Below are 24,290 nucleotides of genomic sequence, written 5' to 3' on the forward strand. Positions count from 1 at the left end.
GGTCGGGTCGGGTCAGAGCAGCCCGGCGGCCCGGGCGGGCTCGGCGTACGCCACGGCCAGGGTGTCGATGGTCTGGTGGGCGTTGAGCCCCGAGGGGTTGGGCAGGACCCAGAGCTCGGCGTCGCCGATCCCCTCCGGCTGCCGTCCGGCCACCGCCTTGCGCCGGCCGAAGGCCTGCCGGTACGCGGTGATCCCCAGCACCGCCACCACCCGCGGCCGGGTCCGCGCCACCAGCGCGGCCAGCCGCTCGGCCCCCTCGGCGAGCTCCTCGGCGCTCAGCTCGTCGGCGCGGGCCGTGGCCCTCGGCACCAGGTTGGTGATGCCGAGGCCGCGGGCGCACAGGGCCTGCTGGGCGGCCTCGTCCATCACCGCCCCGGGCGGGACGGGCCGCTCCAGGATCCCGGCCCGCTCCAGCGCCGGGTAGAAGCGGTTGGCCGGGTGCGCGAAGTGGGTACGGGTCGCGGCGGTCCACAGCCCGGGGTTGATGCCGACGAAGAGCAGCCGGATCCCCGACCCGATCAGGTCGGGGACCTCGGCGTCCCGGTAGCTCTCCAGCTCGGCGCGGGTGAAGCGCGGCACGGTCCGGCTGACCCCGCTCAGCTGATCGGGTTCGAGAAGACCGCCAGCCCGTTGGGCACCCGGCGCTGGGTGCCGTCGGAGGGGGAGTTCAGCACGCTGAGCTGCCCCGCGTCGGTGTGGCCGACCATGGTGGTGGAGCCGCCGCCGTCGAGGTTGAGGGCGTTCTCCGCGCCGAGGGCCTGCATCATGTTGGCCAGCTCGACCATCGTGTAGCCGCGGCTGAACGACTGGCGGCCGTCGACGGTGAGGAAGAAGACCTTGTTGCCGTCCTCGTCGATGCCCACCGCGGTGCGCGGGTGCATCAGCTGGTCGTTGATCACCACGCGCTGGCCGTCGACCAGCAGCGGGCGGTCACCGCTGATGGCGACCTTCGGGGCGCCCTTGACCCGCCACTGCAGGCCCAGCCGCTCGCCCTTCTTCAGCTTCTTGAGCAGCCCCGCGGCCTTGCCGCGGCCGACCAGGAGCTTGCCCTGGATCTTCTTGCCCTTGGTCAGCCCGTAGCGGTTCGAGACCACCCGGCCCTTGCGAATGACGACCTGGCGGGCACGCTTCTGCCCGTCGGTGACCGAGTAGCCGCTGGTCTTGCCCCACTTCGGGGTGTAGACCGCCACGCTGTGCCGGGGCACGGTGGGGGTGTTGAAGCCGGCCAGGGTGATGCGCGGGTGCTTGCCCTTGCGGAACTTGCCGGTGAAGGGCAGCTCGCCGACGTGCGGCCGACCGGCCTTGTCCACCCAGAAGCTGCTGTTCCAGCCGGAGGCGGGGGCGTGCCGCAGCCCGCCCTTCCGGGCCTTGCCGACGCCCAGCGGGGCGCCGGTGTCGCCGATGTCGAAGAAGTCGCCGTTGATCGCGGCCACGGCGCCGGACTGCTTGGCCATCCACTCCACCGAGGTGCCGGAGGCGACCTTCTCGGTGGCGACCAGGTCGAAGGTGTTGGCCGGGTTGACGATGTCGACGGTGAGCAGCTGGAAGCGGACCGTCTTGGGGATGTTGGCGCCGCGCGGCTCGAGCTGGTCCCAGGTGCGGTACTCGATGCCGGGGCCCATGCTCCAGGTGGTCTCGGAGATCACGGTGGCCGGAGCCCGGCGAGCGGTCGGGGGCAGCGGCTCGGCCACCCAGCCCGCCTTGCCGTCGCTGGTGTGCTGCGGCCGCTCGTCGGTGCCGGTGCCGGGGGCGCGCTCTCCCGTGGCGCGCTGGGCGTCGGCGGCGTGGAGCCGGGCGACCGCACCCCGGTCGTCCCGGTCCCCGTCGGCACCCTGGGCGGTGGCTCCGGGGGCGGTGAGGGCCAGTCCGCAGGAGCCGACGGCGAGGCCTGCCACGGCCAGCCGGACGGCCCGTCGAGCGGGCGGGAACGGTCGTGTAGAAGAAGCCATGCGCTCCAGGGTAGGGGCCGGCGGCACTAATGTGGCGCACGTGCGCGTCTGGAACACCTTCGTGGAGGGGGACAACCTCGAGGTGCTCGCGGGACTCCCGCCCGGCTCGGTCGACCTGGTCTACGCGGACCCGCCGTACAACACCGGCAACGGCTTCGCCTACGCCGACCGGTTCCGCAGCGCCGACGGGCGGCGCGCGGGCCGGCACGAGGCCTGGCTGGCGATGATGCGCCCGCGGCTGGTCGAGCTGCACCGGGTGCTCGACCCCGCCGGGGCGATCTTCGTCAGCATCGACGACAACGAGGCGGCCCGGCTGCGGCTGCTGATGGACGAGGTCTTCGGCGAGGAGTGCTTCCTGGCGCAGGTCGTGGTCAACCTCAACGCCAAGGGCCGCCAGCTGGGGCGCGGCTTCGCCACCGACCACGAGTACCTGCTGGTCTACGCCCGCGACGCCCGCCGCTGCGTGCTGGACGCCTCCAGCCCCGACTCGGTGGACTCCGCGGACTTCCCCGAGGTCACCGGCGACGGCCGGCGGTTCCGCCACCTGCCGCTGCGCAACACGAACAAGAAGTTCAACCCGGCCACCGCGCCCACCCTGCACTTCCCGGTGTACGGCGACCCCGACGGCGGGCAGGTCGCGCTGGCGCCCTTCCCGGGGGCGGTCGAGGTGACCCCGGTCTTCGGCGACGGCACGCCGGCGGTCTGGCGCTGGTCGGCGCCCCGGATCGAGGCACGGCCCGAGGACCTGGTCTGCCGGGAGATCCGCGGGCTGCGCGGGCGACGGGTCGACGTCTTCCAGCGCGACTGGCTCGAGCTGCCCGGTGGTCGACGCAAGAAGCTGCGGACCATCTGGCACGCCGAGGAGATCGGCTCCACCGACACCGCGGTGGCCGAGCTGAAGCAGACCGTGGGCCACGTCTTCGAGTCCCCGAAGCCCACCGGCCTGCTGCGCCGGGTGCTGCAGACGATGCCGGACGACGTCCGGGTGCTCGACCCGTTCGCCGGCAGCGGCACCACCGGGCACGCGGTGGCCCTGGCCAACGCCGCGGACGGCGGCAGCCGGCACTGCCTGTCGATCAACTGGGCCGAGCCCACCCGACCGGGCACCCACGCCGCACGCGCCGGGCTCGCCACCGTCGCCGACATCACCCGGGCCCGGCTGCGCGCCGTGGCCGAGCAGGTGGGCGGCGGGCTCGAGGAGCGCTAGGACCGGTCAGGCGCCCACGGCCTCCTCGAGCAGCGCCAGCTCCTCGTCCAGGAAGGGCAGCATCTGCTGCAGGCGCGGCACCGCGCGCCGGCAGCCGGTGAGGCCGAAGCACATCTTGCCGTCGTAGGAGGTGCAGGTGATGTTGAGCGCGGCGCCCGGGATCGGGATGGAGGCCGGGTAGTTGCCCAGCAGCCGGGCGCCGTTGAAGTACTTGGCCTGCCGGGGGCCGGGCACGTTGCTCACGATCACGTTGTACGGCGGACGGGTGAGTCCGCTCGCCCCCCACAGCACCGGGAGCATCGCCTGGGCCTGGCCCAGCCCGCTCATCGCCATGATCTGCAGCGGCGTCATCGAGGCCAGCGCGGCCTTGCCCGCCTTCATCGACTCGTGGACCGCGCGGAGCCGCCCTGCGGGGTCGGCGATCTCCGTGCCCATCCGGACCATCACCGCCCCGACGGCGTTGCCGCCGTCCGCCGACGGGAGGTGCGACTCCCTGGCCTTGAGCCCGACCGGGACCATGGCCACCAGGCTCTGCCGAGGCAGCTCGTCGTGCTGGAGCAGGTAGCGGCGCAGCATGCCTGAGGTCATCGCGACCACCACGTCGTTGATCGTGGTCCCGCTGGACCGGGCGACCGCGTGCAGCCGCTCCACCGGCCAGTCCTGGGCGGCGAAGCGCCGTGCCCCGGTGAACTCCCGGTCGAGCATCGTCCGGGGGGAGTGGAGCGAGACGGTGGAGGGCTGGTCGCGCACCGACCGGGACAGCGTGCGGACCAGCGCGCCGGGCAGTCCGGCCGCCTCGGCGAGCAGGCCGAGCGCCGAGCGGACGGCGGTGAGGGAGACGTGCGCGAGGTCCGTGCTGCCGGCCGGGCCTCGGGAGGCCCCCTCGACCGGCGCCGGGTGGAGCGCCCAGGGAGCGAGCATCCCGCGCTCCTCGGGGTCGTCGCTGAGCACCACGTTGAGCAGCCGGATCGCCGAGACGCCGTCCATCAGGGCGTGGTGGATCTTGTGGTAGATCGCCACCCGGCCGTCGCTCAGGCCCTCGATCACGTGCGACTCCCACAGCGGTCGCTCCCAGGGCAGCCGCGTCGAGTGCAGGCGGCTCACCAGCTCGAGCAGCTCCCGGCCCCCGCCCGGGCGGGGCAGGGCGCTGTGCCGCACGTGGTGCTCGATGTCGAAGGACCGGTCGGTCTCCCAGACCAGCTGACCGGCGGTCCGCGCGGAACGGTGCGGGTGGCGCAGGTAGAGCGGTGACATCTCCGGCACGGTGCGCAGCTGGTTCACCAGCGTGCGTTCGTAGCCGTCGTCGGCGTCCTCGGGACGCGCGAAGAGGTGCAGCCCGCCGACGTGCATCGGCATCTGGCGGCTCTCCACCGTCAGGAATCCGAGAGACGTGGGGTCCAGCAGCGTGACCACGGCCCGAGCATCGCAGTCCCGGGACGCCGCGTCCAGGGTCGTGGCCGGGCCAGCGCCCCGGTCAGGCCAGGGAGCCGCGCAGCTCGTTGACCACCGAGTCGACCACGGCCACCAGGTCGCCGCCCGACTCCTTGGCCACCGCGCGCTGCCGCTGGTAGGAGGCGCCCCGGTTCGGGATGTCGGCGACCCGGCGCAGCTCGTCGGCGCAGCCGAGGCGACGCGCCACCGGCTCCAGGCGCTCGAGCAGGTCGGCCAGGTCGTCGGTGACCAGCCGCTCGCGGGAGTCGCCGTCCAGGATGATGATCGCGTCCAGGCCGTAGCGGGCGGCCCGCCACTTGTTCTCCTGCACGTGCCAGGGCGGCATGGTGCTCACCCGCTCGCCGGCCGCGATCCGGGCGTCCAGGTCGACCACCAGGCAGTGCATCAGCGCGGTCAGCGCGCCCAGCTCGTCCAGGGTGGAGACGCCGTCGCAGACCCGGTTCTCCAGGGTGCCCAGCTCGGGAGCCGGGCGCAGGTCCCAGCGCACCTCGTTGAGGTGGTCGATCACCCCGGTGGTGAGCTGGTCGTGGGCGAAGGACTCGAACTCCTCCCAGCGCTGGAACTGGAACGGCAGCCCGGCGGTCGGCAGCTGCTGGAACATCAGCGCCCGGTTGGAGGCATAGCCGGTGTCCTGCCCGGCCCACACGGGCGAGGACGCGGAGAGGGCGAGCAGGTGCGGGTAGCTGTTGAGCAGCCCGGTGAGCACCGGCATCACCCGGTCGCGCTCCGGCAGCCCGACGTGCACGTGCACGCCCCAGATGAGCATCTGCCGGCCCCACCACTGGGTCCGGTTGATCAGCTCCTCGTAGCGGTTCCCCTCGGTGATCTGCTGGGCCGACCAGCTGGCGAAGGGATGGGCGCCCGCGCCGAAGAGGTCCACGCCGAGCTCGTCACCGCTGGTGGCGACCACCTCGAGGGTCTCGCGCAGCTGCCCCATCGCCTCGGGCACGTCGTGACAGATCCCGGTCACCAGCTCGACGGTGTTCTTCAGCAGCTCCTTGTGCAGCCGCTCAGGGTGGTCCAGCCGGGGGACGGCGTGGTCGAACAGGTCCGAGGCCCGGCTCACCAGGTCGCGGCTCTCCCGGTCGACCAGGGCGAGCTCCCACTCGACGCCAAGCGTCGGCTCGGGCGATCCGTGGAAGTCGATGCGCACCCGGTCAGCCTAGGGGGCGGGTGCACGGACCCTCGCCGAGGCCGCGTGACAGCATGACGTCTGTGCCTGATCAGAACAGCGAGGTGGACGTCAAGGAGCTCAACCTGACCATCGACCTGTGCCTGCGGATCGGCGAGATGCTGCTGGCCAACGGGGCGGGTGCTGCGGACGTGACCGCGACCATGGGCGCGGTCGCCCACCACCTGGGGTTGCGCCACACCGACATCGACGTGACCTTCACCCAGGTCTCGATGGGTTACCAGTACGACGCGGCGATGCCGTCGCTGGTGATGATCCGCCAGGTCAAGCAGCGCGACATCGACTACGAGGACCTCACCCAGGTCGACCACCTGGTGCGTGACCTGCTGGCCGGGCGCCTCGACCTCTACCTGGCGCGCAACCGGATGGCCACGATCGTCTCGGTCGGCCACAACCGCCCGCGCTGGGCGGTCACCGTGGCGACGGGCGTCATGTGCGCCTCCGTGGCCCTCTTCCTGGGCGGCGGCTGGATGGTCGTGGCGATCGCGTTCGCCGCGGCCGCCAGCATCGACCGGGTGCAGCTCTTCCTGGGCCGGCGTCGCCTGCCCACCTTCTACCTCCAGGTGGCCGGCGGCGTGGTGGCCACCCTGTTCGCGGTCGGCGCGGCCGCCTCCGACCTCGACGTCGACCCGTCGCTGGTGGTGACGGCCAACATCATCATGCTGCTGGCCGGGATCGGGTTCATGGGCGCGCTGCAGGACGCCCTCTCGGGCTTCTACGTGACCGCCGGAGCGCGGATCATCGAGGCCCTGCTGGCCACCGCCGGGATCATCGCCGGGGTCAGCGGCGGCCTGACCCTGGGCGAGCTGCTCGGGGTCGACGTGGGCCAGCTCGAGCCGGGCGCCTCGGGCTGGCAGGACATCGGCGTGCTGTCGGTCGGCGCCGCGCTGTGTGCGGCGGCCTTCGCCTACTCGGCGTACTCCCCGAAGCGGATCCTGCTGCCGATCGCGGTCGTGGCCGGCGGTGCCGCCGCCATCTTCCGGGTGATCGACGACGCGGGGCTCGGCCGCACCTGGGCGGCGGCCACCGCCGCGTTCGCCATCGGCCTGGTCGCCTACGCGGTGGCCGGCCGGGTGCGGGTGCCGCCGCTGGTGGTCGTGGTCTCGGCGATCGTGCCCCTGCTGCCGGGGCTCTCGATCTACCGGGGCCTGTCGCTGATGGCCGAGGGCGGACCGGCGATCTCCCAGGGGCTGCTGGCCATGGTCACCGCGGCCTCGGTGGCGATCGCGCTGGCCTCTGGGGTGATCCTGGGGGAGTACGTCGCGCAGCCGGTCAAGCGGGAGGCGCGCAAGCTCGAGCAGCGGCTCGCCGGACCCCGCCTGGTCGGTGTCTTCAGGGCTCGTTCGAAGCGCTGATCCTGGCCAGCTCGGCCAGCCAGCGCCGGTGCGTCCCGTCGTACGGCGGGTCCCCGGCCGAGGCGGCGGCCAGCACCTGCGCGCAGCTGGCGCGGGCGGCCGCGACCACCTCAGCGGGGTAGCCGAGGAGCACCTGGTGCTCGGCGAACTCGTCCTCGTCGTCGACCACCACCCGGCCGTGCACGTCCCCGACCACGTCGAGGTCCAGGTCGACGGCGCGCAGGGTGGTGCCGTCCCAGCGGGCCGGGGTGGTCATGTCGACGTACAGCGCGACCGGCTCGCCGGCCAGCGGCGGCAGGGTGCCGGCGCCCTCGCCGTGCAGGGTGGCCAGCCACCAGGGCCGGGTCCCGTCCACGGCGGCGGGCACCAGGCCGACCTGGTCGTGGGCGGTGACGAACCGGTGCCCGGGCCGGGCGAAGAGCGTGCCGACCGGGAAGCCCAGCCACTCCCCGTGCTCGTCGGCGCCGAGCCACACCCCCTCGTAGGACCAGTGCGGTCGGTCGCCCCACTTGGTGATCTCGCAGCGCACCGGCTGCCCGGGGCGCACGGGTCTCAGACCACCTTGGTGCGCGCCGGCAGCGCCCGTCGGGCGACCCGCGCCACCAGGTCCTGGTAGCGCGAGCCCAGGGTCTTGGCCAGGTGGTGCATCGCGTGCGCGTCGGCGCCGACCAGGACGCGGGCCTTGCCGGCGAGCATCCCGTCCAGGATCACCCGGGCGGCCTCCTCGGCGTCGGTGCGCGCCAGCTTGCGGTCGAAGAAGTCGGCGGTGCGCTGCTTGTCGTCGGGGTCGGCGACCCGGGCGTTGCGGGCGATGGCGGTCCTGATCCCGCCCGGGTGCACCACGGTCACCCCGACCGGGTGCCCGGCGACGATCAGCTCCTCGCGCAGCGCCTCGGACATCCCGCGTACGGCGTACTTGGCCGCGCAGTAGAGCGACTGGCCGGGCATCGACATCAGCCCGAACAGCGAGGAGAGGTTGACCACGTGCCCGTCGCCCGAGGCGATCAGGTGCGGCAGGAACGACCGGGTGCCGTGGACCACGCCCCAGAAGTTGATCCCCATGATCCACTCCATGTCGCCCGGGTCGAGGTCGGTGAAGTCCCCGGCCAGCGCCACGCCGGCGTTGTTGACCACCACGTTCACCCGGCCGAAGTGCTCGGCCACGCGGTCGGCCCAGGCCGCGACGGCGTCGCGGTCCGAGACGTCGACCCGGTCCAGCAGCACCTCGCGGGCGCCGACCCCGGTGGCCACGCGGCCGGTCTCGGCCAGCCCCGCCTCGTCCACGTCGGAGAGCGCCAGCGCCGCTCCGCGTCCTGCCGCCTCCACCGCCAGCGCCCGGCCGATCCCCGAGGCGGCGCCGGTGATCGCCACCACCTTGCCGTCGAGTGTCCTCATGGCGCGACGATAGCCGTCCCGGGGCGGTCGCGTCCGGCCCCGAGCCGTGCCACGATGTGGCGATGGACGACGTGGTCGAGCTCAGTCCCGACGAGTGCCGCGAGCTGCTGGGCCGGGACGTGGTGGGGCGGGTGGCGTTCACCACCCCGCGCGGACCGCGGATCGTGCCGGTCAACTACACCGTGGGCGCGGACGCCGTGGCGATCCGCACGACGGCGTACTCCGAGCTGGCCACCTACGCGCCCGGCACCAGTGTGGCCTTCGAGATCGACCACCTGGACCGCGCGCTGGGGCGTGGCTGGAGCGTGATCGTGCTGGGGCACTGCGAACGCGGACCCGACCAGGCGGTCGTCGGGGCGGGGACGGGCGAGCGCGCCGAGTCCCCGGAGCCCTGGGCCGGTGGCCACCGCACGCTGCTGCTGCGGATCTCGCTCGACGAGGTGACCGGCCGTCGGGTCGGCGGCGACCGCTGGCCGCACCCGGTGGTCGCGCAGAGCGAGCGCCGGGACTGACACCGGCCTGGCCGGACTCTGAGCCGCGGTGCGGGCTCGAGAACTTCTTCACGCGGAGAGCCAACCTCCTGCTGCCGCGTCCCGTTGGGAGGGTGAGGGCACGGGACAGGAGGACGGATGGGCGGGCAACCGCGGAACGGGCGCGACGACGGGTTCACCGAGTTCGTGGTGGCACGACGCGCCCTGCTGTACCGCACCGCCTACCTGCTGTGCGGCGACAGCCATCGGGCCGAGGACGTCGTACAGATCGCACTGGCGAAGCTGTACGTGGCCTGGCCGCGGGTCTCCCGGATGGAGCAGGTCGAGGCGTACGCGCGTCGGACGGTGGTGAACGCGCACCTGGACGAGACCCGGCGGCCCTGGCGCCGCGAACGCCCGGCACCCGACACCCAGCTGGACGGCGCGGTGGACGGCGCGGACCGGCTCGCCTCCGACGACGCGCTGTGGCAGGCACTGCGCGCGCTGGCCCCGGGGCAGCGTCGGGTGGTGGTGCTGCGCCACTACTGGGGCCTCTCGGTCGAGGAGACCGCCCGTGACCTCGGGGTCAGCACCGGAACCGTCAAGAGCCAGAGCTCGGCCGCACTCACGCGGCTGCGCGGGACGCTCACCCCTGTGACGAACGGAGAGACCAGATGAGGGACCCCCACCAGCCCGAGGGCGACGTGCTCGACCGTGAGCTGCAGGAGCTGTCGCGACGGATCCCGTTGCCGGTCTCCCCGGGGACGGCGGTCGCCCAGGACCTGGTCCGCGGGCGGCGCAGGCTCAGGCGCCGTCGGGGCGTGGTCGGGCTCGGTGCCTCGACCGCAGTGCTGGCCGTCGTCGGTGCCGCGGTGCTCCTGCCGGGGATGACCGGCCGCGACCCCGTCCGGGGCCCGGCGCCGGCGGCCTCCGACGTGCCCTCGGACGCGGCCTCCGACCTGCCGGCCGGCCTGCCGCGACTCGGCACCGGCCGGGAGGTGCAGCCGCGCCCGGGCGGGGCGGACACGACGACGGCGGATCCGATGGAGACCTTCGGTCCGACGTTGGCGGCGTGGAACGAGGTGCTCGCCGAGCACCTGGACCCCCGCCGTACCCACCTCCGGCCCTGGGGCCGGGAGCACCGCAACGTGCAGACGGCCGGCGGCTCCACGCGCGCGTTGCAGGCGCTGGGATCCAAGTACGCCTGGACCGAGCCCGGCCAGGACGGGCTGGGGATGCTCCAGGTCGAGGTCGCGGGCAGCCGCGGGACCGCGACCTGGCCCTGCACGACGGTGCCGGAGGAGGCCGTCTGCGAGATGCTCGAGGCGGCGAAGGGGCTCCGGGCGGCCGAGGTGGCCACCGTCGGGGGAGCCACCTCGGTGCTGGCCGAGCGGCAGGACGGCGAGACGGTGGTGCTGACCTTCGACCGGCTCTTCGGCAACGACTCCCTGGTCCCGGTGCAGACCGAGGCGCTCACCGCCGACGCACTGCTCGCGGCCGCCTCGGACCCGCGACTGACCCTGGACGGCCTCCCCAGCCTGGGCGTGGTCGAGGGTCGGGACGGCGGGCTCCGCGAGCTGGGGGAGCAGCTCCTGGCCGCCGGGGGCGAGCTCGACGCCACGGTGGTCAAGCCGGGCGAGGCCCGGGGCGTACGGCGGGCCGCGGGATCGGAGACCGGGCTGCGGTGGACCGTCCACCCGGTGCTGCCCGGGGCTCCCGACCTCGAGGACCTGTGCACCACGGTCTACTCGACCTGCGAGGTCCTGGGAGACGGCGACGGCGAGGTGCTCGTGGCGACCACGGGCGCTGCCTCCGCCCGCGTGGACGTGGTGCGCCGGGGTCCCCGGGCCTGGGCCGAGGTGCGCGTCGAGCGACTGCGCGGTGCCACGCCGTACCCCATGGAGCACGCGGTCGCGTTCGTCCTCGACGAGCGGTGGCAGCGCGACTGACACCCTCCGGGCACAATGGGCGGCATCATGCCCAGCAGCGACCCGGTGATCACCTACCCGCCCGAGCTGCCGGTCTCGCAGCGCCATGACGACATCGCCGAGGCCATCCGGGACCACCAGGTGGTCATCGTCGCGGGGGAGACCGGCTCCGGCAAGACCACCCAGCTGCCCAAGATCTGCCTCGAGCTCGGCCGTGGCCGCCCCGGCGAGGACGGCCGCAGCGGCCGCCTGATCGGCCACACCCAGCCCCGCCGGATCGCGGCCCGCTCGGTGGCCGAGCGGATCGCCGAGGAGCTGGGCACCGAGCTCGGCGACCTGGTCGGCTACCAGGTGCGGTTCACCGACCGCACCTCCCGCGCCAGCCGGGTCAAGGTGATGACCGACGGCATCCTGCTCGCCGAGCTGCAGCGCGACCGGCAGCTGCGCAAGTACGACACGCTCATCATCGACGAGGCCCACGAGCGCAGCCTCAACATCGACTTCCTGCTCGGCTACCTGAAGCGGCTGCTGCCCAAGCGCCCCGACCTCAAGCTGATCATCACTTCCGCCACCATCGACGTCGAGCGGTTCTCCCAGCACTTCGACGACGCCCCGGTGATCGAGGTCTCCGGACGCACCTGGCCCGTCGAGGTGCGCTACCGGCCGCTGGTCGAGCTCCCCGAGGCCGACGAGGAGGGGGAGGCGGTCCAGCGCGACCAGACCGAGGCGATCCTGGACGCCGTCCGCGAGCTCTCCGCCGAGGGACCCGGCGACGTCCTGGTCTTCCTGCCCGGCGAGCGGGAGATCCGCGACACCGCCGACGCCCTGGAGGCGCTGAAGTCGGACCGGCTCGAGGTCGTGCCGCTCTACTCGCGGCTCTCCGCCGCCGAGCAGCACCGGGTCTTCTCCAGCCACCCCTCCCACGTGCGCCGGGTGGTGCTGGCCACCAACGTCGCCGAGACGTCGCTGACCGTCCCCGGCATCCGGTACGTCGTGGACACCGGCGTCGCCCGGATCTCCCGCTACTCGGCCCGCACCAAGGTGCAGCGGCTGCCGATCGAGCCGATCAGCCAGGCCTCGGCCAACCAGCGCTCGGGCCGCTGCGGCCGGGTCGCGGAGGGCATCGCGATCCGGCTCTACTCCGAGGAGGACTTCGACTCCCGCCCGGAGTTCACCGACCCCGAGATCCTGCGTACCAACCTGGCCTCGGTCATCTTGCAGATGACCTCCCTCGGGCTGGGCGACCTGGCCCGGTTCCCGTTCGTGGACCCGCCGGACCGCCGCAACATCGACGCGGGCGTCCAGCTGCTGGAGGAGCTCGGGGCGATCTCGACCTCGTCCCAGCCAGCGCAGCCGACGGCCGGTCCGGGGCCTCGCAAGGGCAGGGGAGGGGCGCCCACCGGCCCGCGGCTGACGAAGGTCGGGCAGCGCCTGGCCCGGCTGCCGATCGATCCGCGGCTCGGTCGGATGATCCTGGAGGCCGAGCGGCTGGGCTGCGTGCGCGAGGTGATCGTGATCGCCGCGGCGCTGTCGCTGCAGGACCCGCGCGAGCGGCCGGCGGAGAAGCAGGCGCAGGCCGACCAGCTGCACGCCCGGTTCAAGGACAAGTCGTCGGACTTCCTCACCTGGCTCACCCTGTGGCGCTACCTCAAGGAGCGGCAGCGCGAGCTCTCCTCCTCGGCGTTCCGCCGGATGTGCAAGCGGGAGTTCCTCAACTACCTGCGGGTCCGGGAGTGGCAGGACTTCGAGTCCCAGCTGCGTCAGGTCTGCAAGGAGATGAAGGTCGACCTGGGCAGCCCGGCCGACGTACCGGACGCCGACGGCATCCACCAGGCGCTGCTCTCGGGCCTGCTCTCCCACATCGGCGCGCTGGAGGAGCGGGAGAAGCAGAAGCCCGGCCAAGGCGGGGCACGGCGGCCGATGCGGGAGTACCTCGGTGCCCGCGGCGCCCGGTTCGCGATCTTCCCCGGCTCGGTGCTCAAGGGCAGCAACCCGGCGTTCCTGATGGCCGGCGAGCTCGTGGAGACGGGCCGGCTGTGGGCCCGGCAGAACGCCGCGATCAAGCCCGAGTGGGCCGAGCGGCTCGGCGCCCACCTGGTCAAGCGCTCCTACAGCGAGCCGCACTGGTCGAAGAAGCGCGCCGCGGTCACGGCGCTGGAGAAGGTCACCCTGTACGGCGTCCCGCTGGTCGCCGACCGTCCGGTCAACTACGGCCGGATCGACCCGGTGGTCTCGCGCGAGCTGTTCATCCGGCACGCCCTGGTCTACGGGGAGTGGCACACCCGGCACCGGTTCTACGCCAAGAACCTGGCCTTGCTCGCCGAGGCCGAGGAGCTCGAGCACCGGGCGCGCCGACGCGACCTGGTGGTCGACGAGCACACCCTGTTCGACTTCTACGACGCCCGGGTGCCGGCCGACGTGGTCAGCGGCGCCCACTTCGACCAGTGGTGGAAGAAGGAGCGGCAGACCAACCCCGACCTCCTCACCTTCGACCCGGCGATGCTCACCCACGACACCGCCGACGAGGTCGCCGCCCGTGACTTCCCCACCGAGTGGCACGGGGACCACCTGACCTTCTCGATCAGCTACCACTTCGAGCCGGGTGCCAGCGACGACGGCCTGACGATCGACGTCCCGGTGGCCACCCTCAACCAGGTCGGCACCGACGACTTCTCCTGGCTGGTGCCGGGGCTGCGCGAGGAGCTGGTGGTGCACCTGATCCGCAGCCTGCCCAAGAACCTGCGGGTCTCCTTCGTCCCCGCGCCCAACACCGCGCGGGCGTTCCTGGCCGCGGTGCCGCCCGGGGAGGAGCCGCTGCTCGACGCGCTGGAGCGCTACCTGCGTGCCTCCACCGGCGTGCACGTGCCGCGGGAGGCCTGGGACTGGAGCAAGGTGCCCGAGCACCTGCGCCCGACCTTCCGGGTGGTGACCGAGGACGGTGCCGAGGCGGCCCGGGGCAAGGACCTGGAGGCGCTCAAGGCGCCGCTGCGCCCAGCGTTCGCGGCCGCGGTGGCCGAGGTCGCCGGGGACTCCGGGGTGACGGCGACCGGGCAGACGGAGTGGACGTTCGGCACGCTGGAGGAGTCCTTCACCCAGCGCCGCGCCGGCCACGAGGTGCGGGGCTACCCGGCGCTCGAGGACGAGGGCAGCACCGTCGGCCTGGGTGTCTTCGGGTCGGCCGACGAGGCTGCCGCGCGGCACCGGCTCGGCGTACGCCGGCTCCTGCTGCTCGCGCTGCCCGGCGCCGAGAAGGTGCTGGCCGGGCTGACCAACGCGGAGAAGCTGGGGCTGGCCGCCTCGCCGTACCCGAGCGTCGCCGAGCTGCTGGAGGACGTGCGGGCCGGGGTGCTGGCCGACGTCGTCGACGCCTACCCGCCGGTGCGGGACCGGGCGGCGTACGACGCCCTGCTGGCCGTCGCGGGCACCGACCTGGAGGCCTCGGTGCGCGCGGCGGTCGCCGACGTGATCCGGGTGCTGGCGGCCTGGCGGGCCTGCGACAAGGCGCTGTCCGGCCGCGCCGACCTGCACACCCTGCCGGCGCTGACCGAGATGCGGGGCCAGCTCGAGCGGCTGGTGCACCGGGGCTTCGTCGGCGAGGCGGGGCTGCGTCAGCTGCGCCACTACCCCCGCTACCTGGCGGCGCTGGAGCAGCGCCGGGAGAAGCTGGGCACCCAGCTGGCCCGCGACCGCCAGCTGATGGAACAGGTGGCCGACCTCCAGGCGGCGTACCTGCACCAGGTCGACGCCCTGCCCGCCGGCCGTCCCCCCGGTGCCGCGCTGCGCCAGGTCCGGTGGATGCTCGAGGAGTACCGGGTCTCCCTGTGGGCCCAGCAGCTGGGGACCGCCCAGCCGGTCTCGGACCAGCGGATCCGCAAGGCCCTCGCCGCCTCATGAATCCCCGCTTGGCCGGGGATCGGGTGGGTTGGCACGTGTTGTAACACCCCCGAACCACGTGGTTCCCCGGCTGTGCGGGGATCCCGCCCGGGGCGCAGGCACCGGTCGTACGCTGAAGGGCATGGCCGAGCGACCCCACCACCGTCCGATGATGCCGGGCGACCAGCTCTTCGCCGAGCTGGAGTCCGGTGCGGATCCGCTGCTCCTGCAGGAGGCGGCAGACCGGGCGGCGGCGCTGCTGGTGCGCGGCGCCCGGGCCAGCGACGACGCGGGGGTCGCCGAGCGGGTGGTGCACCTGGCCGAGACCGAGGGCCTGGAGGTGCTGGCCGAGCTCTGGTCGGGCTCGCCCGCCGACTCGCTGGCCGGCGCGCTGTGGCGGCTCTACCTGCTGCGTGACTGGGTGCACCGGGCCCCGCAGGAGGTGGCTGCGGAGTACGAGGCGGGCCGGGGCGCGGCGCCGTTCGCCCGGGTCGTGGCGGGGGTGGCCGACCCGCCGGGGGCCGAGGAGCTCAAGGCGATGGTCGACCAGGTGCTGCGCGGGATCGCGGGCAGCGACTTCGCCGACGTGCTGTACCGCGCGGCCGCCTTCGCGCACGTCGTGGCGGTCGGCCGGGCGATCCTCACCCAGCGCTCCGACGCCCCGCACCAGGAGGTGCCCCGGATGCTCACGCTGGCCGAGCAGCTGGAGGCTGCGGCCCGCCTGGAGATGCGCGGCGAGCTGGCCTGACCGGCACGTGGCCCTCGGGTCGGCGACTACAATGGTCCGTGGTGGTGCGTCGGGCTGCGGCAGCCCCGGGTCCCAAAATAAGCCGCTACGAGCGGCCACGCGCCGTGAGGCGCTCCCAGTCCGGCGCACCACCACTCAGCTCCCGCTAGCCTCGGGCCCATGGGTCTCCTCCGCCGCGCGCTCGACGTGCTCGCCTCCCGGTCCAGCACCCGGTCCGCCTCCCGGCCCGGCACCCGGCCCGGCGCGTCGGACCGCCCCGTGGTCGAGTACGCCGCCCGGCGCGACGGCGCCCCGGACCCCGGCGAGGTGGTCTGGGCCTGGGTCGCCTACGAGGACGACCCACGGCAGGGCAAGGACCGCCCGGTGCTGCTCCTGGGCCGCGACGCCGGCCAGTGGGTCGGCCTGATGCTCAGCAGCCAGGACCACGACCGGGACGCCGAGGACGAGGCCCGCTGGGGCCGGCACTGGATGGACGTGGGCGTCGGCGACTGGGACCGGCAGCGGCGACCCAGCGAGGTGCGCCTGGACCGGCTGCTCCGGCTCGAGGACGGCGCGATCCGGCGCGAGGGCGGAGCCCTGGACCGGAACCTGTTCGACATGGTCGCCGCCGAGGCGCGGCGCTTCCACGACCTCGACTGAGCCGCTGCGGTCGCGCCCTGTGGCCTGCGCCTCCTCGTCGCCGGCCACGGCCGCCGCGGATCCCGGCGGGCTCCCGGCGGGTCGATAGGGTGTGCTCGCACGCCCTCACCCGCGGGCGGCGCCCGCCCCGAAGGAGAGGCCCCTCTCGATGCTGTCCCGTCGTCCTGCCCTGGCGACCGTCGCCGCTCTGTCCCTGGCCCTGGTCCTGGGGGGCTGCTCGGACGGGGGCGACGACCCCGCCCCCAGCCCCGAGGCCACGGCGACCGGCCCGACCCGGACGGCGACCCCGGAGCCGGTGCAGCTGCGCCTGGGTGTCTACGGCAGCGAGCCCGAGCTCGCCGGGTGGTCCTCGGTGGCCAGCGACTTCAACGCGAAGGGGGCCGGCGCCGAGGTCGACCTGGTGGAGTGGAAGGACCGGGAGTCCGCCATGGACGCCGTCCGCGAGGGCGACGTGCCGGACGTCTTCATGGTCAACCGCCAGGACCTGGACTACCTCCTGGAGGAGGGCCTGACCCGCCCGGTCAGCGAGCTGCTCGACGAGCGGGGCGTCGACTTCGGGGACGACTTCTCGCGCGACGCGGTGGAGTCCTTCAGCTTCGACGGCGAGCTCCAGTGCATGGCCTACGCGGTCTCCCCGATGGTGATGTACGTCAACGAGGACCTCGTGGACTTCGACAAGATGGAGCGCCGCGGCTTCGACGTGCCCTCGCGCTGGGACCGCTGGTCGCTGGCCGAGTTCGAGGCGGCCGCGGACTTCGCCGCGCGCCCCGCCCGGGGCACCAGCGGGTTCTGGATCGAGCCGTCGGTGCACGGCCTCGCGCCCTTCGTGGAGTCCGGCGGCGGCAGCGTCTTCGACGACGCCGAGTCACCCACCTCGCTCAACTTCTCCGACGACGACAGCCGCGCCGCCCTGGAGCAGTCGCTGGCCGTGCTGCGCGACGCCAGCCTGACCCTGACCGACGAGCAGCTGGCCAAGCGTCCCGCGCTGGAGTGGTTCAAGCGGGGCAAGCTCGGGATGATCGCCGGCTACCGCGACCTGGTGCCCGAGCTGCGTCAGGTCCGCGACCTCAACTTCAACGTGATGTCGATGCCGATGGTCGAGAACGCCGCCACGGTGGGCGAGGTCACCGGCCTGTGCATCTCCTCGGACAGCAAGCACCCGGCCGCGGCGGCCGACCTGATCGCCCACTCGGTGAGCGAGGAGTCGACCCGCGAGGTGGTCAAGGCCGGCGGGATGGTCCCCGCCAACCTCGCCGTCGCCGGCTCGGAGGACTTCCTGCAGACCGCCCGCCAGCCCAAGCGCAGCCGCGTCTTCAACACCGCCGTGCGGGGCATGACCATCGACCCGCTGCTGCACTCCTGGCCCGAGCTCGAGGAGGCGGTGGCGCCGTGGATGCTCGAGCTGCTCACAGCCCCGGGCGACCTGGACCTGGAGGCGGTCACCGAGCAGATCGACGAGGCCTCGCGCGCGGTCCTGGACCCGGAGTCGGTGGAGGTCGACCCGGAGTCGGAGTCGTCCGGCTCCGCCAGCCCGACGCCGACGACCAGCCCGACGCCCACGACCAGCCCGAAGGCCAAGCCGAGCCCGTCGGGCAAGCCCAAGCAGTAGTCCCGGGCCAGCCGAGGACGCCCCGGAGGGTCCTAGGCGGTCGCCGGGCCGGCGCCCGGATCCGTCTCGGGCTCGGGGTCCGGCACCGGCTCGTCGCCGTGCAGCACCGCGGCGACCAGGGCGTCGCGGACGAGCCCGACCTGCCAGGGCCGAGCGCCGTACGACGCGAGCTGCTCGGCGAGGTCGTGGGCCAGCTGCTCGGGGTCGCGGGTGGCGGGCGGCGCCCACATGGCGCGCCGCACGTGGTCGGGGGAGATCAGGTTCTCCACCGGCAGACCGTGCTCCTCGGCCAGCGCCAGGGTCGCCTCTCTGGCCGCCTTGAACCGGCGGTCGGCCACCGGCTCCCGGTCCGCCCAGGTGCGGGGGTGCGGGGGACCGTCGCCGCGCTGGGTGCGGGTCGGCAGCTGGGACTCGGGCAGGGTCCGGACCTCGTCCAGCGCCGCCAGCCAGCGGGAGGAGTAGCGGTCCGCGCCCCGGCCGTGGAAGCCGGGCGTACGCAGCAGGGCGTTCCGGTCCGTCGGCATGGCGGAGGCGGCGGCGATCACCGCGGAGTCGGGGATGATCCGGCCCGGTGTCACGTCGCGCTGCCGGGCGATCTCGTCGCGGGTCTGCCACAGCGCGCGGGCGGCACCGAGGGCGCGTCGGCCCCGCAGCTTGTTGAGCCCGCTGGTCCGGCGCCACGGCTCGGCGCGGACGGTGGGCTGGAAGCCGGTGAGGTGCTGGAACTCCTCGTGCGCCCACTGGTCCTTGCCCTGGGCGACCAGCTCGGCGGCCATGTGGTCGCGCAGCTCGACCAGCACCTCGACGTCGAGTGCGGCGTACTCCAGCCAGGACCGCGGCAGCGGCCGGGTCGACCAGTCCGCCGCCGAGTGCTCCTTGCGCATCCGCAGGCCGAGGATCTGCTCGACCAGGGTTGCCAGACCCACCCGGGGGTAGCCGAGGAGGCGGCCGGCCAGCTCGGTGTCGAAGAGCCGCACCGGCTCGAGGCCGACCTCGCGCAGGCAGGGGATGTCCTGGCTGGCGGCGTGCAGGATCCACTCCTCGTCGCCCAGCGCCTCGGCGAGCTGGGGCAGGTGCGACCCGAACGCGATCGGGTCCACCAGCCAGGTGCCGGAGTCGCCGCGGCGCAGCTGGATCAGGTAGGCGCGGCTGGAGTAGCGGTAGCCGGAGGCGCGCTCGGCGTCCAGGGCGACCGGCCCGGTGGCGGCGGCCAGCGCGGCGCAGGCCGCGGCCAGGCCCTCGGGGGTGTCCACCACGTCGGGCACCCCGTCGCGCAGGGTCAGCAGGGGAGCGGGCTCGGGCGCGGCGGTCGTCTCGTCGGCCTCGGTGCTGCCTGCTCCGGTGCTGGCCTCGGTGTCTGCCTCGGTGCCGGTGGGATCCGGGGTCGTGCTCTCGTCGTGCGGTGAGGTCATGGGGTGTCCGGGCCTCGCTGGCCCCGGCGGCTGGGCATGGCGGTCACGCCCTCGGGCAGCGGCGGCAGCCCGGCGGCGGTGCAGAGCAGCTCGCCCCAGGCCTCGACGTGCGGCTTCAGGTCGGGGCCGTCCTCGCCCTCGGCGGGGGTCCACGACGCGCGCAGCTCGAGCTGGGCGGTGCCCTCCTCGCCGGCCATCCCGCCGTAGCTCTCGGTGGCCACCCGGGTCACGGTGCCCGACTCGTTGGCCCACTGGGCGCCGTTCGCTCCCAGGGCCTCGACCAGCCAGCTCCAGCCGACGGCGCCGAGCATCGGGTCGGTGACCAGCTCGGGGTCGATGTCGGCGCGCGCGTAGGCCACGCAGCGGAACGTGCCGTTCCAGGCGTCGTTGCCGGCGGGGTCGTGCAGCAGGATGATCCGGCCCGTGGCCACCTCGTCGTCACCGACGGTGACGTCTGCGGTCAGGGCGGCCGACCACGGGGCGATCCGCTGGGGCGCGGGCATCTCCTCGCAGAAGACCTCGGGACGCAGCGCAGCGGCGCGCATCTGCGCGACCGCGGCGCGGAACGACGCAGGAGCCTCGTCCGCACCCGTCCCGGGATGCGGCTCGGAGTTGACAGCCATGCCGCCAACCTACGTCGCGGGCCCCGCAGGGATGTGCCAACACGCCGCCTGACCTGCGATGATCGGGGGCGTGAGTCCCTCTTCAGTCGCCCGTGACAGCGCGTTCCTCAAGGCAGCCCGAGGGGAGGCCGTGCCGCACACCCCGGTGTGGTTCATGCGCCAGGCCGGGCGCTCGCTCCCCGAGTACCTCCGGGTGCGCGAGGGGGTCGGCATGCTCGAGTCGTGCATGGACCCCGAGCTGGTCGTCGAGATCACCATGCAGCCGGTCCGGCGGTACGGCGTGGACGCGGCCATCTTCTTCTCCGACATCGTGCTGCCGCTCAAGGCGGTCGGCGTCGACCTGGACATCAAGCCCGGCATCGGCCCCGTGGTGGCCTCGCCGGTGCGGACCCTGGCCGACGTGGAGGCGATCCCGGACCTCACGCCCGAGCACGTGCCCTTCATCACCCAGGCGGTGCAGTGGCTGGTCGGCGAGCTCGGCGCCACCCCGCTGATCGGCTTCGCCGGTGCGCCGTTCACGGTCGCCTCCTACCTGGTCGAGGGCGGTCCGTCGAAGGAGCACGCGAAGACCAAGGCGATGATGTTCAGCGCCCCCGAGGTCTGGGACGCGTTGATGCGCAAGATCGCCGGCATCGCCGCGGCGTACCTGCAGGTGCAGGTGGACGCCGGCGCGTCGGCGGTCCAGCTCTTCGACTCCTGGGCCGGCGCCCTGACCCCGGACGACTACCGCGAGCACGTGATGCCGCACTCGGCCCGGGTGCTGGCGGCGGCGGGCGAGCTGGGCGTGCCGCGCATCCACTTCGGCGTCGGGACCACCAACCTGCTCTCGCTGATGGGGGAGGCGGGGGCCGACGTGGTCGGGATCGACTGGCGTACCCCGCTGGAGCGCGGGATCGAGCTGGTCGGCGACCGCGGCGTCCAGGGCAACCTGGACCCGACCCTGGTCTTCGCGCCCACCGAGGTGATGACCGAGCGGGCCGCCCGGGTGATCGAGGCGGGTCGCTCCGCGCGCGGTCACATCTTCAACCTGGGCCACGGCGTGATCCCCTCGACCGACCCCGACCAGCTGGCGCGGCTGACCGAGTTCGTCCAGTCCTACCCGCTGGACTGACGCGGCTCGGCCGGTCCGCGACCTCGTCGCGGCAGTCGGCGGCTCGCCCACCAGGTGGGGACGCCGAGCAGGGCGAGGACGAGGAGCCACGGCAGCAGCACCCCGGCCACGGTGGCGAGCGCGACCGCGGCGCCGCTCAGGCTGGCCCAGCCGGCGGCGAGCCCGTGCAGGAAGCCGTCCTCGTCCTCGGCCACCGGATCCTCCTCGCTGTCACGGAGCGAGACGTGGACCGTGACGGTGGCCATCGAGGTCTGGTCGGCCAGGTAGGCCTGCTGCTGCTTGAGCGAGTCGAGCTCGGCCTGGCGGCGGGTCAGCTCGGCTTCGACGCTGACCACGTCCGCGATGCGCTCGGCCCGGTCCAGCAGCACCTCGACCCGCCGCAGGCTCCGCTCCTGGGCGCGGATCCGGACGTCGTTGTCGATCACCTGGGTGGTCACGTCCTCGGTGCTCCGCTCGGTCTCGAGCATGCGACCCGTCTCCTCGACCCGCTGGATCGCCTCCTCGTAGCTCTCCGTGGGCACCCGGAGCACCATCCGGGTCCAGGTCAGCTCCCCGTCGTCGGTGCTCGCCTCCTCGTCGCTGACCTCGCCGCGGAGGACGTCGGCGACCCGCTTCACCTCCTGGCGCGTCTTCGCGACGTCGGGGGAGTCGAGGGCGACGGTGGCGGTGGCGATCACCGCGCGGCGGGCGACGGCGGGGGCGGCCTGGGCGCTGCCGTCCGCACCGGTGCGCCGGGACGCCGCCTCGGGCGCCTCCACGCCGTCCGCGGCCGCCTCGTCCGAGGTCGTCCCGCCGGAGGACGAGGTGTCGCTCTGGGTGGAGCCGTCTCCGGTGCTGGTGCAGCCGGTCAGGAGCAGGGCGGTGGCCACCAGGGCGGCGTACGCCGTGGCTCGGGCGGGTCGTCTGGTCATGCCGGTGGGACGCGGGTGCGGCGCCGGCGGTTCCCGGCCGGAGCGGACCAGACGCCGCCGATCAGGCGATCCGGTCCGCGGCCGGCACCTCCCGGAGCCCGGCGGCGCGTGTCTGGAGCAGGGTGAGCAGCCGGTCCAGCGGCGCGGTACGGCGTCCCTGGGCGCGGGTGCGCACGACGAGGTGCACCTCCTCGTCGAGTCCGGCGAGCGGCCGGTGGGTGATGGCGCCGGCGCGCTGGAGCGCGTCGCCGTCGACGCTGAACCGCGGCAGGAAGGTGAGGCCGGCTCCGTCGGCGACCATCGCCTTGCCCAGCTCGGCGCCGTCCGTGCTCGCCCAGGCGCGGGGCCAGTGCGTGCCGAAGACCCGCAGGGCGAGCCGGTGCATCAGGTAGCCCTCGCGCATGGCGACGAAGGGCTCGTCGAGCAGTTCGGAGACCGCCACCTCCTCGCGGGCTGTGAACGCGTGGTCGGCAGGCATCACCACGACCACCGGCCCGGTGAGCAGCGGCACGTCGACCAGCCCGGCCGGCGGGTCGTCGCCGGCGAGCACGTTGACCAGCCCCACGTCGAGGCTGCCGCGGCGCAGTCCCTCGTTGATCTCCTCCTGGCGCGCGTTGACCACCTCGATCCGGCTCTCGGGCCGCTCCTCGGCCAGGGTGCGCAGCACGGGGTTGAGCAGGGTGGAGGTGGCCGTGCTCACCGTGCCGACCCGGAGCAGGCGGCTGGCCAGGTCCGTGTCGCCGGCGGCCTTGCGCAACCGGGACACCGACTCCAGGACCGCCTCCACGTAGGGGAGGAGCTCGCGACCGTCGCGGGAGATGCGGGCGCCCGAGCGCCGGCGGTCCAGCAGCAGGACCCCCAGCTCGCGCTCCAGCCGGGTGATCGACTCGCTCAGCGCGGGCTGGGAGAGGTGCAGGTGCTCACTGGCGCGGCGGAGCGATCCGTGGCGCGTGACCGCCACCAGACACTCGAGCTGTTCGACTCTCATGGCTAAAGACTACCTAAATACCTGACTTAATAGGTTTATCCGTCCACCCCGTCGGCAGAACCGACGTCCGGGAACGGCCCTGCTGCTTGGCGCGGGGGTGCTCCCGGGTTAATGTCTACGAAGTCAGTAGACAAAAACCAGGAAGAGGTGGCTCGTGGTCCAGCTCGCTCCCGACGCGGACCGTGCCGCCGGCCGGGGTGCGGCATGAGCTCCGTCCCGGTGCTGGACGCCGCGGCCGCGCTCCAGGTCGCCGCCGAGCTCGGGGCGGTCTTCGCCAAGGGCGCCGCCCAGCGCGACGCCGAGCGGGGCACGCCGTACGAGGAGGTGGCGGCGCTCAAGGCCTCCGGGCTGCTGGCCGTCACCGTGCCCGCCGAGCACGGGGGAGCGGACCTGCCGGTGGCGGTCCTGGCCGAGGTGTTCCGACTGCTCGCCGCCGGTGACCCGAGCATCGCCCAGATCCCGCACAGCCACTTCGTCTACGTCAACCTGCTCAAGCACCAGGGCACGCCCGCCCAGCAGGCCCGGCTCTTCGCCGAGGTCCTGGCCGGCGCCTCGTTCGGCAACGCGCAGTCCGAGATCGGCACCAAGCACGTCCGCGACCACCGGACCACGATGGTGGAGCACCCCGACGGGGAGTGGCGGCTGAGCGGGGAGAAGGGCTACTGCACCGGCGCGCTGTTCGCCGACTGGATCCCGGTGCTGACCCACCGCGGCGTCGACGGTCCGATGGTCGTCGCCTGGGTGCCCCGCACCGCCGACGGCCTCGAGGTGGTCGACGACTGGGCGGGCATGGGCCAGCGGACCACCGCGTCGGGCACGGTCACGCTGCGCGAGGTCCGGGTCGACCCGGAGCTGGTCACCGGGTACGCCGAGACGTTCACCGGCCCGCAGACCTACGGCGCCTTCGCCCAGGTGCTGCACGCCGCGCTCGACGCCGGCATCGCCCGGGCCGCACTGACCGAGGCCGCCGAGTTCGTCACCACCAAGAGCCGTCCCTACCCCGACGCGGTGGTGGCCCGGGCCGCCGACGACCCGCTGGTGGTGCACGCGTTCGGCCAGATGGAGGTCTCGGTGAGGGCGTGCGAGCTGCTGGTGGCCGCGGCCGCGTCCGCGATCGACGCCGCCGACGCCGACCTGACCGAGGAGTCCGCCGGCGCGGCGAGCCTCGCCGTGGCCGCAGCCCGCGCCGCGACCACCGAGGCCTCGGTCTCGGTCTCCTCGCGGCTCTTCGAGGTGGCCGGCACCCGTTCGGCGCTGGACTCGCTCAACCTCCACCGGCACTGGCGCAACGCCCGCACCCACACGCTGCACGACCCGGCGTCCTGGAAGGTCCAGCACCTCGGCCGCTGGGCGCTGGAAGGCGTCCTGCCCCCCAACCACGGTCAGCTCTGACCGCCCCACTCTGACCGCTCCACCCGCTCACCACCC

21 protein-coding genes are annotated in these 24,290 nt (G+C 73.8%); 11 read left to right on the forward strand and 10 right to left on the reverse strand.

All coding sequences use genetic code 11. The annotated features are described in order from the left end of the window. Positions 1–12: 12 nt before the first annotated feature. Complete coding sequence (locus H8838_RS04430; protein ID WP_181311639.1) at positions 13–579, reverse strand: mismatch-specific DNA-glycosylase; 567 nt, start codon at positions 577–579, stop codon at positions 13–15. A gap of 17 nt (positions 580–596) precedes the next feature. Next, the gene (locus H8838_RS04435) at positions 597–1,949 is read right to left on the reverse strand and encodes a phosphodiester glycosidase family protein (RefSeq protein WP_181311638.1); all 1,353 of its coding nucleotides are present in this window, start codon (positions 1,947–1,949) and stop codon (positions 597–599) included. Positions 1,950–1,989: 40 nt separating this feature from the next. Between H8838_RS04435 and H8838_RS04440 the strand changes: the two genes are divergently transcribed. Beyond that, positions 1,990–3,156, forward strand: a complete 1,167-nt coding sequence (locus H8838_RS04440; protein WP_224766374.1) for a site-specific DNA-methyltransferase — start codon at positions 1,990–1,992, stop codon at positions 3,154–3,156. 6 nt (positions 3,157–3,162) lie between these two features. Here the strand turns inward: H8838_RS04440 and H8838_RS04445 are convergent, their stop codons facing one another. Together H8838_RS04445 and H8838_RS04450 are read right to left on the reverse strand one after the other, a co-directional pair. Then, positions 3,163–4,569, reverse strand: coding sequence for a WS/DGAT/MGAT family O-acyltransferase (locus H8838_RS04445; protein ID WP_185996017.1), 1,407 nt, complete (start codon positions 4,567–4,569; stop codon positions 3,163–3,165). A gap of 61 nt (positions 4,570–4,630) precedes the next feature. Further along, the gene (locus tag H8838_RS04450; protein WP_185996018.1) at positions 4,631–5,761 is read right to left on the reverse strand and encodes a glutamate--cysteine ligase; all 1,131 of its coding nucleotides are present in this window, start codon (positions 5,759–5,761) and stop codon (positions 4,631–4,633) included. A 53-nt stretch (positions 5,762–5,814) separates the two neighbouring features. Between H8838_RS04450 and H8838_RS04455 the strand changes: the two genes are divergently transcribed. After that, the gene (locus tag H8838_RS04455; RefSeq protein ID WP_181311634.1) at positions 5,815–7,155 is read left to right on the forward strand and encodes a threonine/serine exporter family protein; all 1,341 of its coding nucleotides are present in this window, start codon (positions 5,815–5,817) and stop codon (positions 7,153–7,155) included. On the opposite strand, the gene H8838_RS04460 is transcribed toward H8838_RS04455, so the two are convergent. After that, positions 7,133–7,702 carry a DUF402 domain-containing protein gene (locus H8838_RS04460; protein WP_185996019.1) on the reverse strand — a complete coding sequence of 190 codons (570 nt, stop codon included), beginning with the start codon at positions 7,700–7,702 and terminating at the stop codon, positions 7,133–7,135. The two genes, H8838_RS04455 and H8838_RS04460, sit on opposite strands and share 23 nt — an antisense overlap. A 5-nt stretch (positions 7,703–7,707) precedes the next feature. Then, a complete protein-coding gene (locus tag H8838_RS04465) occupies positions 7,708–8,550 on the reverse strand; it encodes an SDR family NAD(P)-dependent oxidoreductase (RefSeq protein ID WP_185996020.1) in 843 nt (280 codons plus the stop codon). 62 nt (positions 8,551–8,612) lie between these two features. Between H8838_RS04465 and H8838_RS04470 the strand changes: the two genes are divergently transcribed. The 7 genes from H8838_RS04470 (at position 8,613) to H8838_RS04500 (ending at position 17,817) form a co-directional block, all read left to right on the forward strand. After that, the gene (locus H8838_RS04470; protein ID WP_181311631.1) at positions 8,613–9,062 is read left to right on the forward strand and encodes a pyridoxamine 5'-phosphate oxidase family protein; all 450 of its coding nucleotides are present in this window, start codon (positions 8,613–8,615) and stop codon (positions 9,060–9,062) included. Between the two features lie 117 nt (positions 9,063–9,179). After that, positions 9,180–9,698: a SigE family RNA polymerase sigma factor gene (locus tag H8838_RS04475; protein WP_185996021.1), complete on the forward strand. Its 519-nt coding sequence runs from the start codon at positions 9,180–9,182 to the stop codon at positions 9,696–9,698. Beyond that, on the forward strand, positions 9,695–10,969 hold the full coding sequence (locus tag H8838_RS04480; RefSeq protein WP_181311629.1) for a hypothetical protein: 1,275 nt from the start codon (positions 9,695–9,697) through the stop codon (positions 10,967–10,969). Before H8838_RS04475 ends, H8838_RS04480 begins: the two co-directional genes overlap by 4 nt. A 27-nt stretch (positions 10,970–10,996) precedes the next feature. Further along, the gene (gene hrpA, locus H8838_RS04485) at positions 10,997–14,842 is read left to right on the forward strand and encodes an ATP-dependent RNA helicase HrpA (RefSeq protein ID WP_185996022.1); all 3,846 of its coding nucleotides are present in this window, start codon (positions 10,997–10,999) and stop codon (positions 14,840–14,842) included. A gap of 121 nt (positions 14,843–14,963) precedes the next feature. After that, entirely contained in the window at positions 14,964–15,569 is a 606-nt protein-coding gene (locus H8838_RS04490) for a hypothetical protein (RefSeq protein ID WP_224766376.1), read from the forward strand. Between the two features lie 159 nt (positions 15,570–15,728). Further along, positions 15,729–16,208 (forward strand): type II toxin-antitoxin system PemK/MazF family toxin, encoded by a 480-nt coding sequence (locus H8838_RS04495; RefSeq protein WP_185996023.1) that lies wholly within the window; start codon positions 15,729–15,731, stop codon positions 16,206–16,208. A 148-nt stretch (positions 16,209–16,356) separates the two neighbouring features. Then, positions 16,357–17,817 (forward strand): sugar ABC transporter substrate-binding protein, encoded by a 1,461-nt coding sequence (locus H8838_RS04500; protein WP_181311626.1) that lies wholly within the window; start codon positions 16,357–16,359, stop codon positions 17,815–17,817. 32 nt (positions 17,818–17,849) lie between these two features. Here H8838_RS04500 and H8838_RS04505 read toward each other — a convergent pair whose 3' ends face one another. Together H8838_RS04505 and H8838_RS04510 are read right to left on the reverse strand one after the other, a co-directional pair. Further along, positions 17,850–19,229 (reverse strand): ribonuclease D, encoded by a 1,380-nt coding sequence (locus H8838_RS04505; RefSeq protein ID WP_185996024.1) that lies wholly within the window; start codon positions 19,227–19,229, stop codon positions 17,850–17,852. Then, positions 19,226–19,852 (reverse strand): DUF3000 domain-containing protein, encoded by a 627-nt coding sequence (locus H8838_RS04510; RefSeq protein WP_181311624.1) that lies wholly within the window; start codon positions 19,850–19,852, stop codon positions 19,226–19,228. The genes H8838_RS04505 and H8838_RS04510 overlap by 4 nt, the downstream gene beginning before the upstream one ends. A gap of 70 nt (positions 19,853–19,922) precedes the next feature. On the opposite strand from H8838_RS04510, the gene hemE reads away from it, so the two are divergent. After that, entirely contained in the window at positions 19,923–20,963 is a 1,041-nt protein-coding gene (hemE, locus tag H8838_RS04515) for a uroporphyrinogen decarboxylase (protein ID WP_224766377.1), read from the forward strand. Here the strand turns inward: hemE and H8838_RS04520 are convergent. Beyond that, positions 20,948–21,874 carry a DUF4349 domain-containing protein gene (locus tag H8838_RS04520; protein ID WP_185996026.1) on the reverse strand — a complete coding sequence of 309 codons (927 nt, stop codon included), beginning with the start codon at positions 21,872–21,874 and terminating at the stop codon, positions 20,948–20,950. The genes hemE and H8838_RS04520 overlap by 16 nt on opposite strands. A 61-nt stretch (positions 21,875–21,935) precedes the next feature. Next, the gene (locus H8838_RS04525) at positions 21,936–22,862 is read right to left on the reverse strand and encodes a LysR family transcriptional regulator (protein ID WP_185996027.1); all 927 of its coding nucleotides are present in this window, start codon (positions 22,860–22,862) and stop codon (positions 21,936–21,938) included. 204 nt (positions 22,863–23,066) lie between these two features. Between H8838_RS04525 and H8838_RS04530 the strand changes: the two genes are divergently transcribed. Continuing rightward, entirely contained in the window at positions 23,067–24,254 is a 1,188-nt protein-coding gene (locus H8838_RS04530; RefSeq protein ID WP_185996028.1) for an SfnB family sulfur acquisition oxidoreductase, read from the forward strand. Positions 24,255–24,290 lie beyond the last annotated feature (36 nt).

It is taken from the genome of Nocardioides campestrisoli (genome assembly GCF_013624435.2).
Taxonomy (GTDB): Bacteria; Actinomycetota; Actinomycetes; order Propionibacteriales; family Nocardioidaceae; genus Nocardioides; species Nocardioides campestrisoli.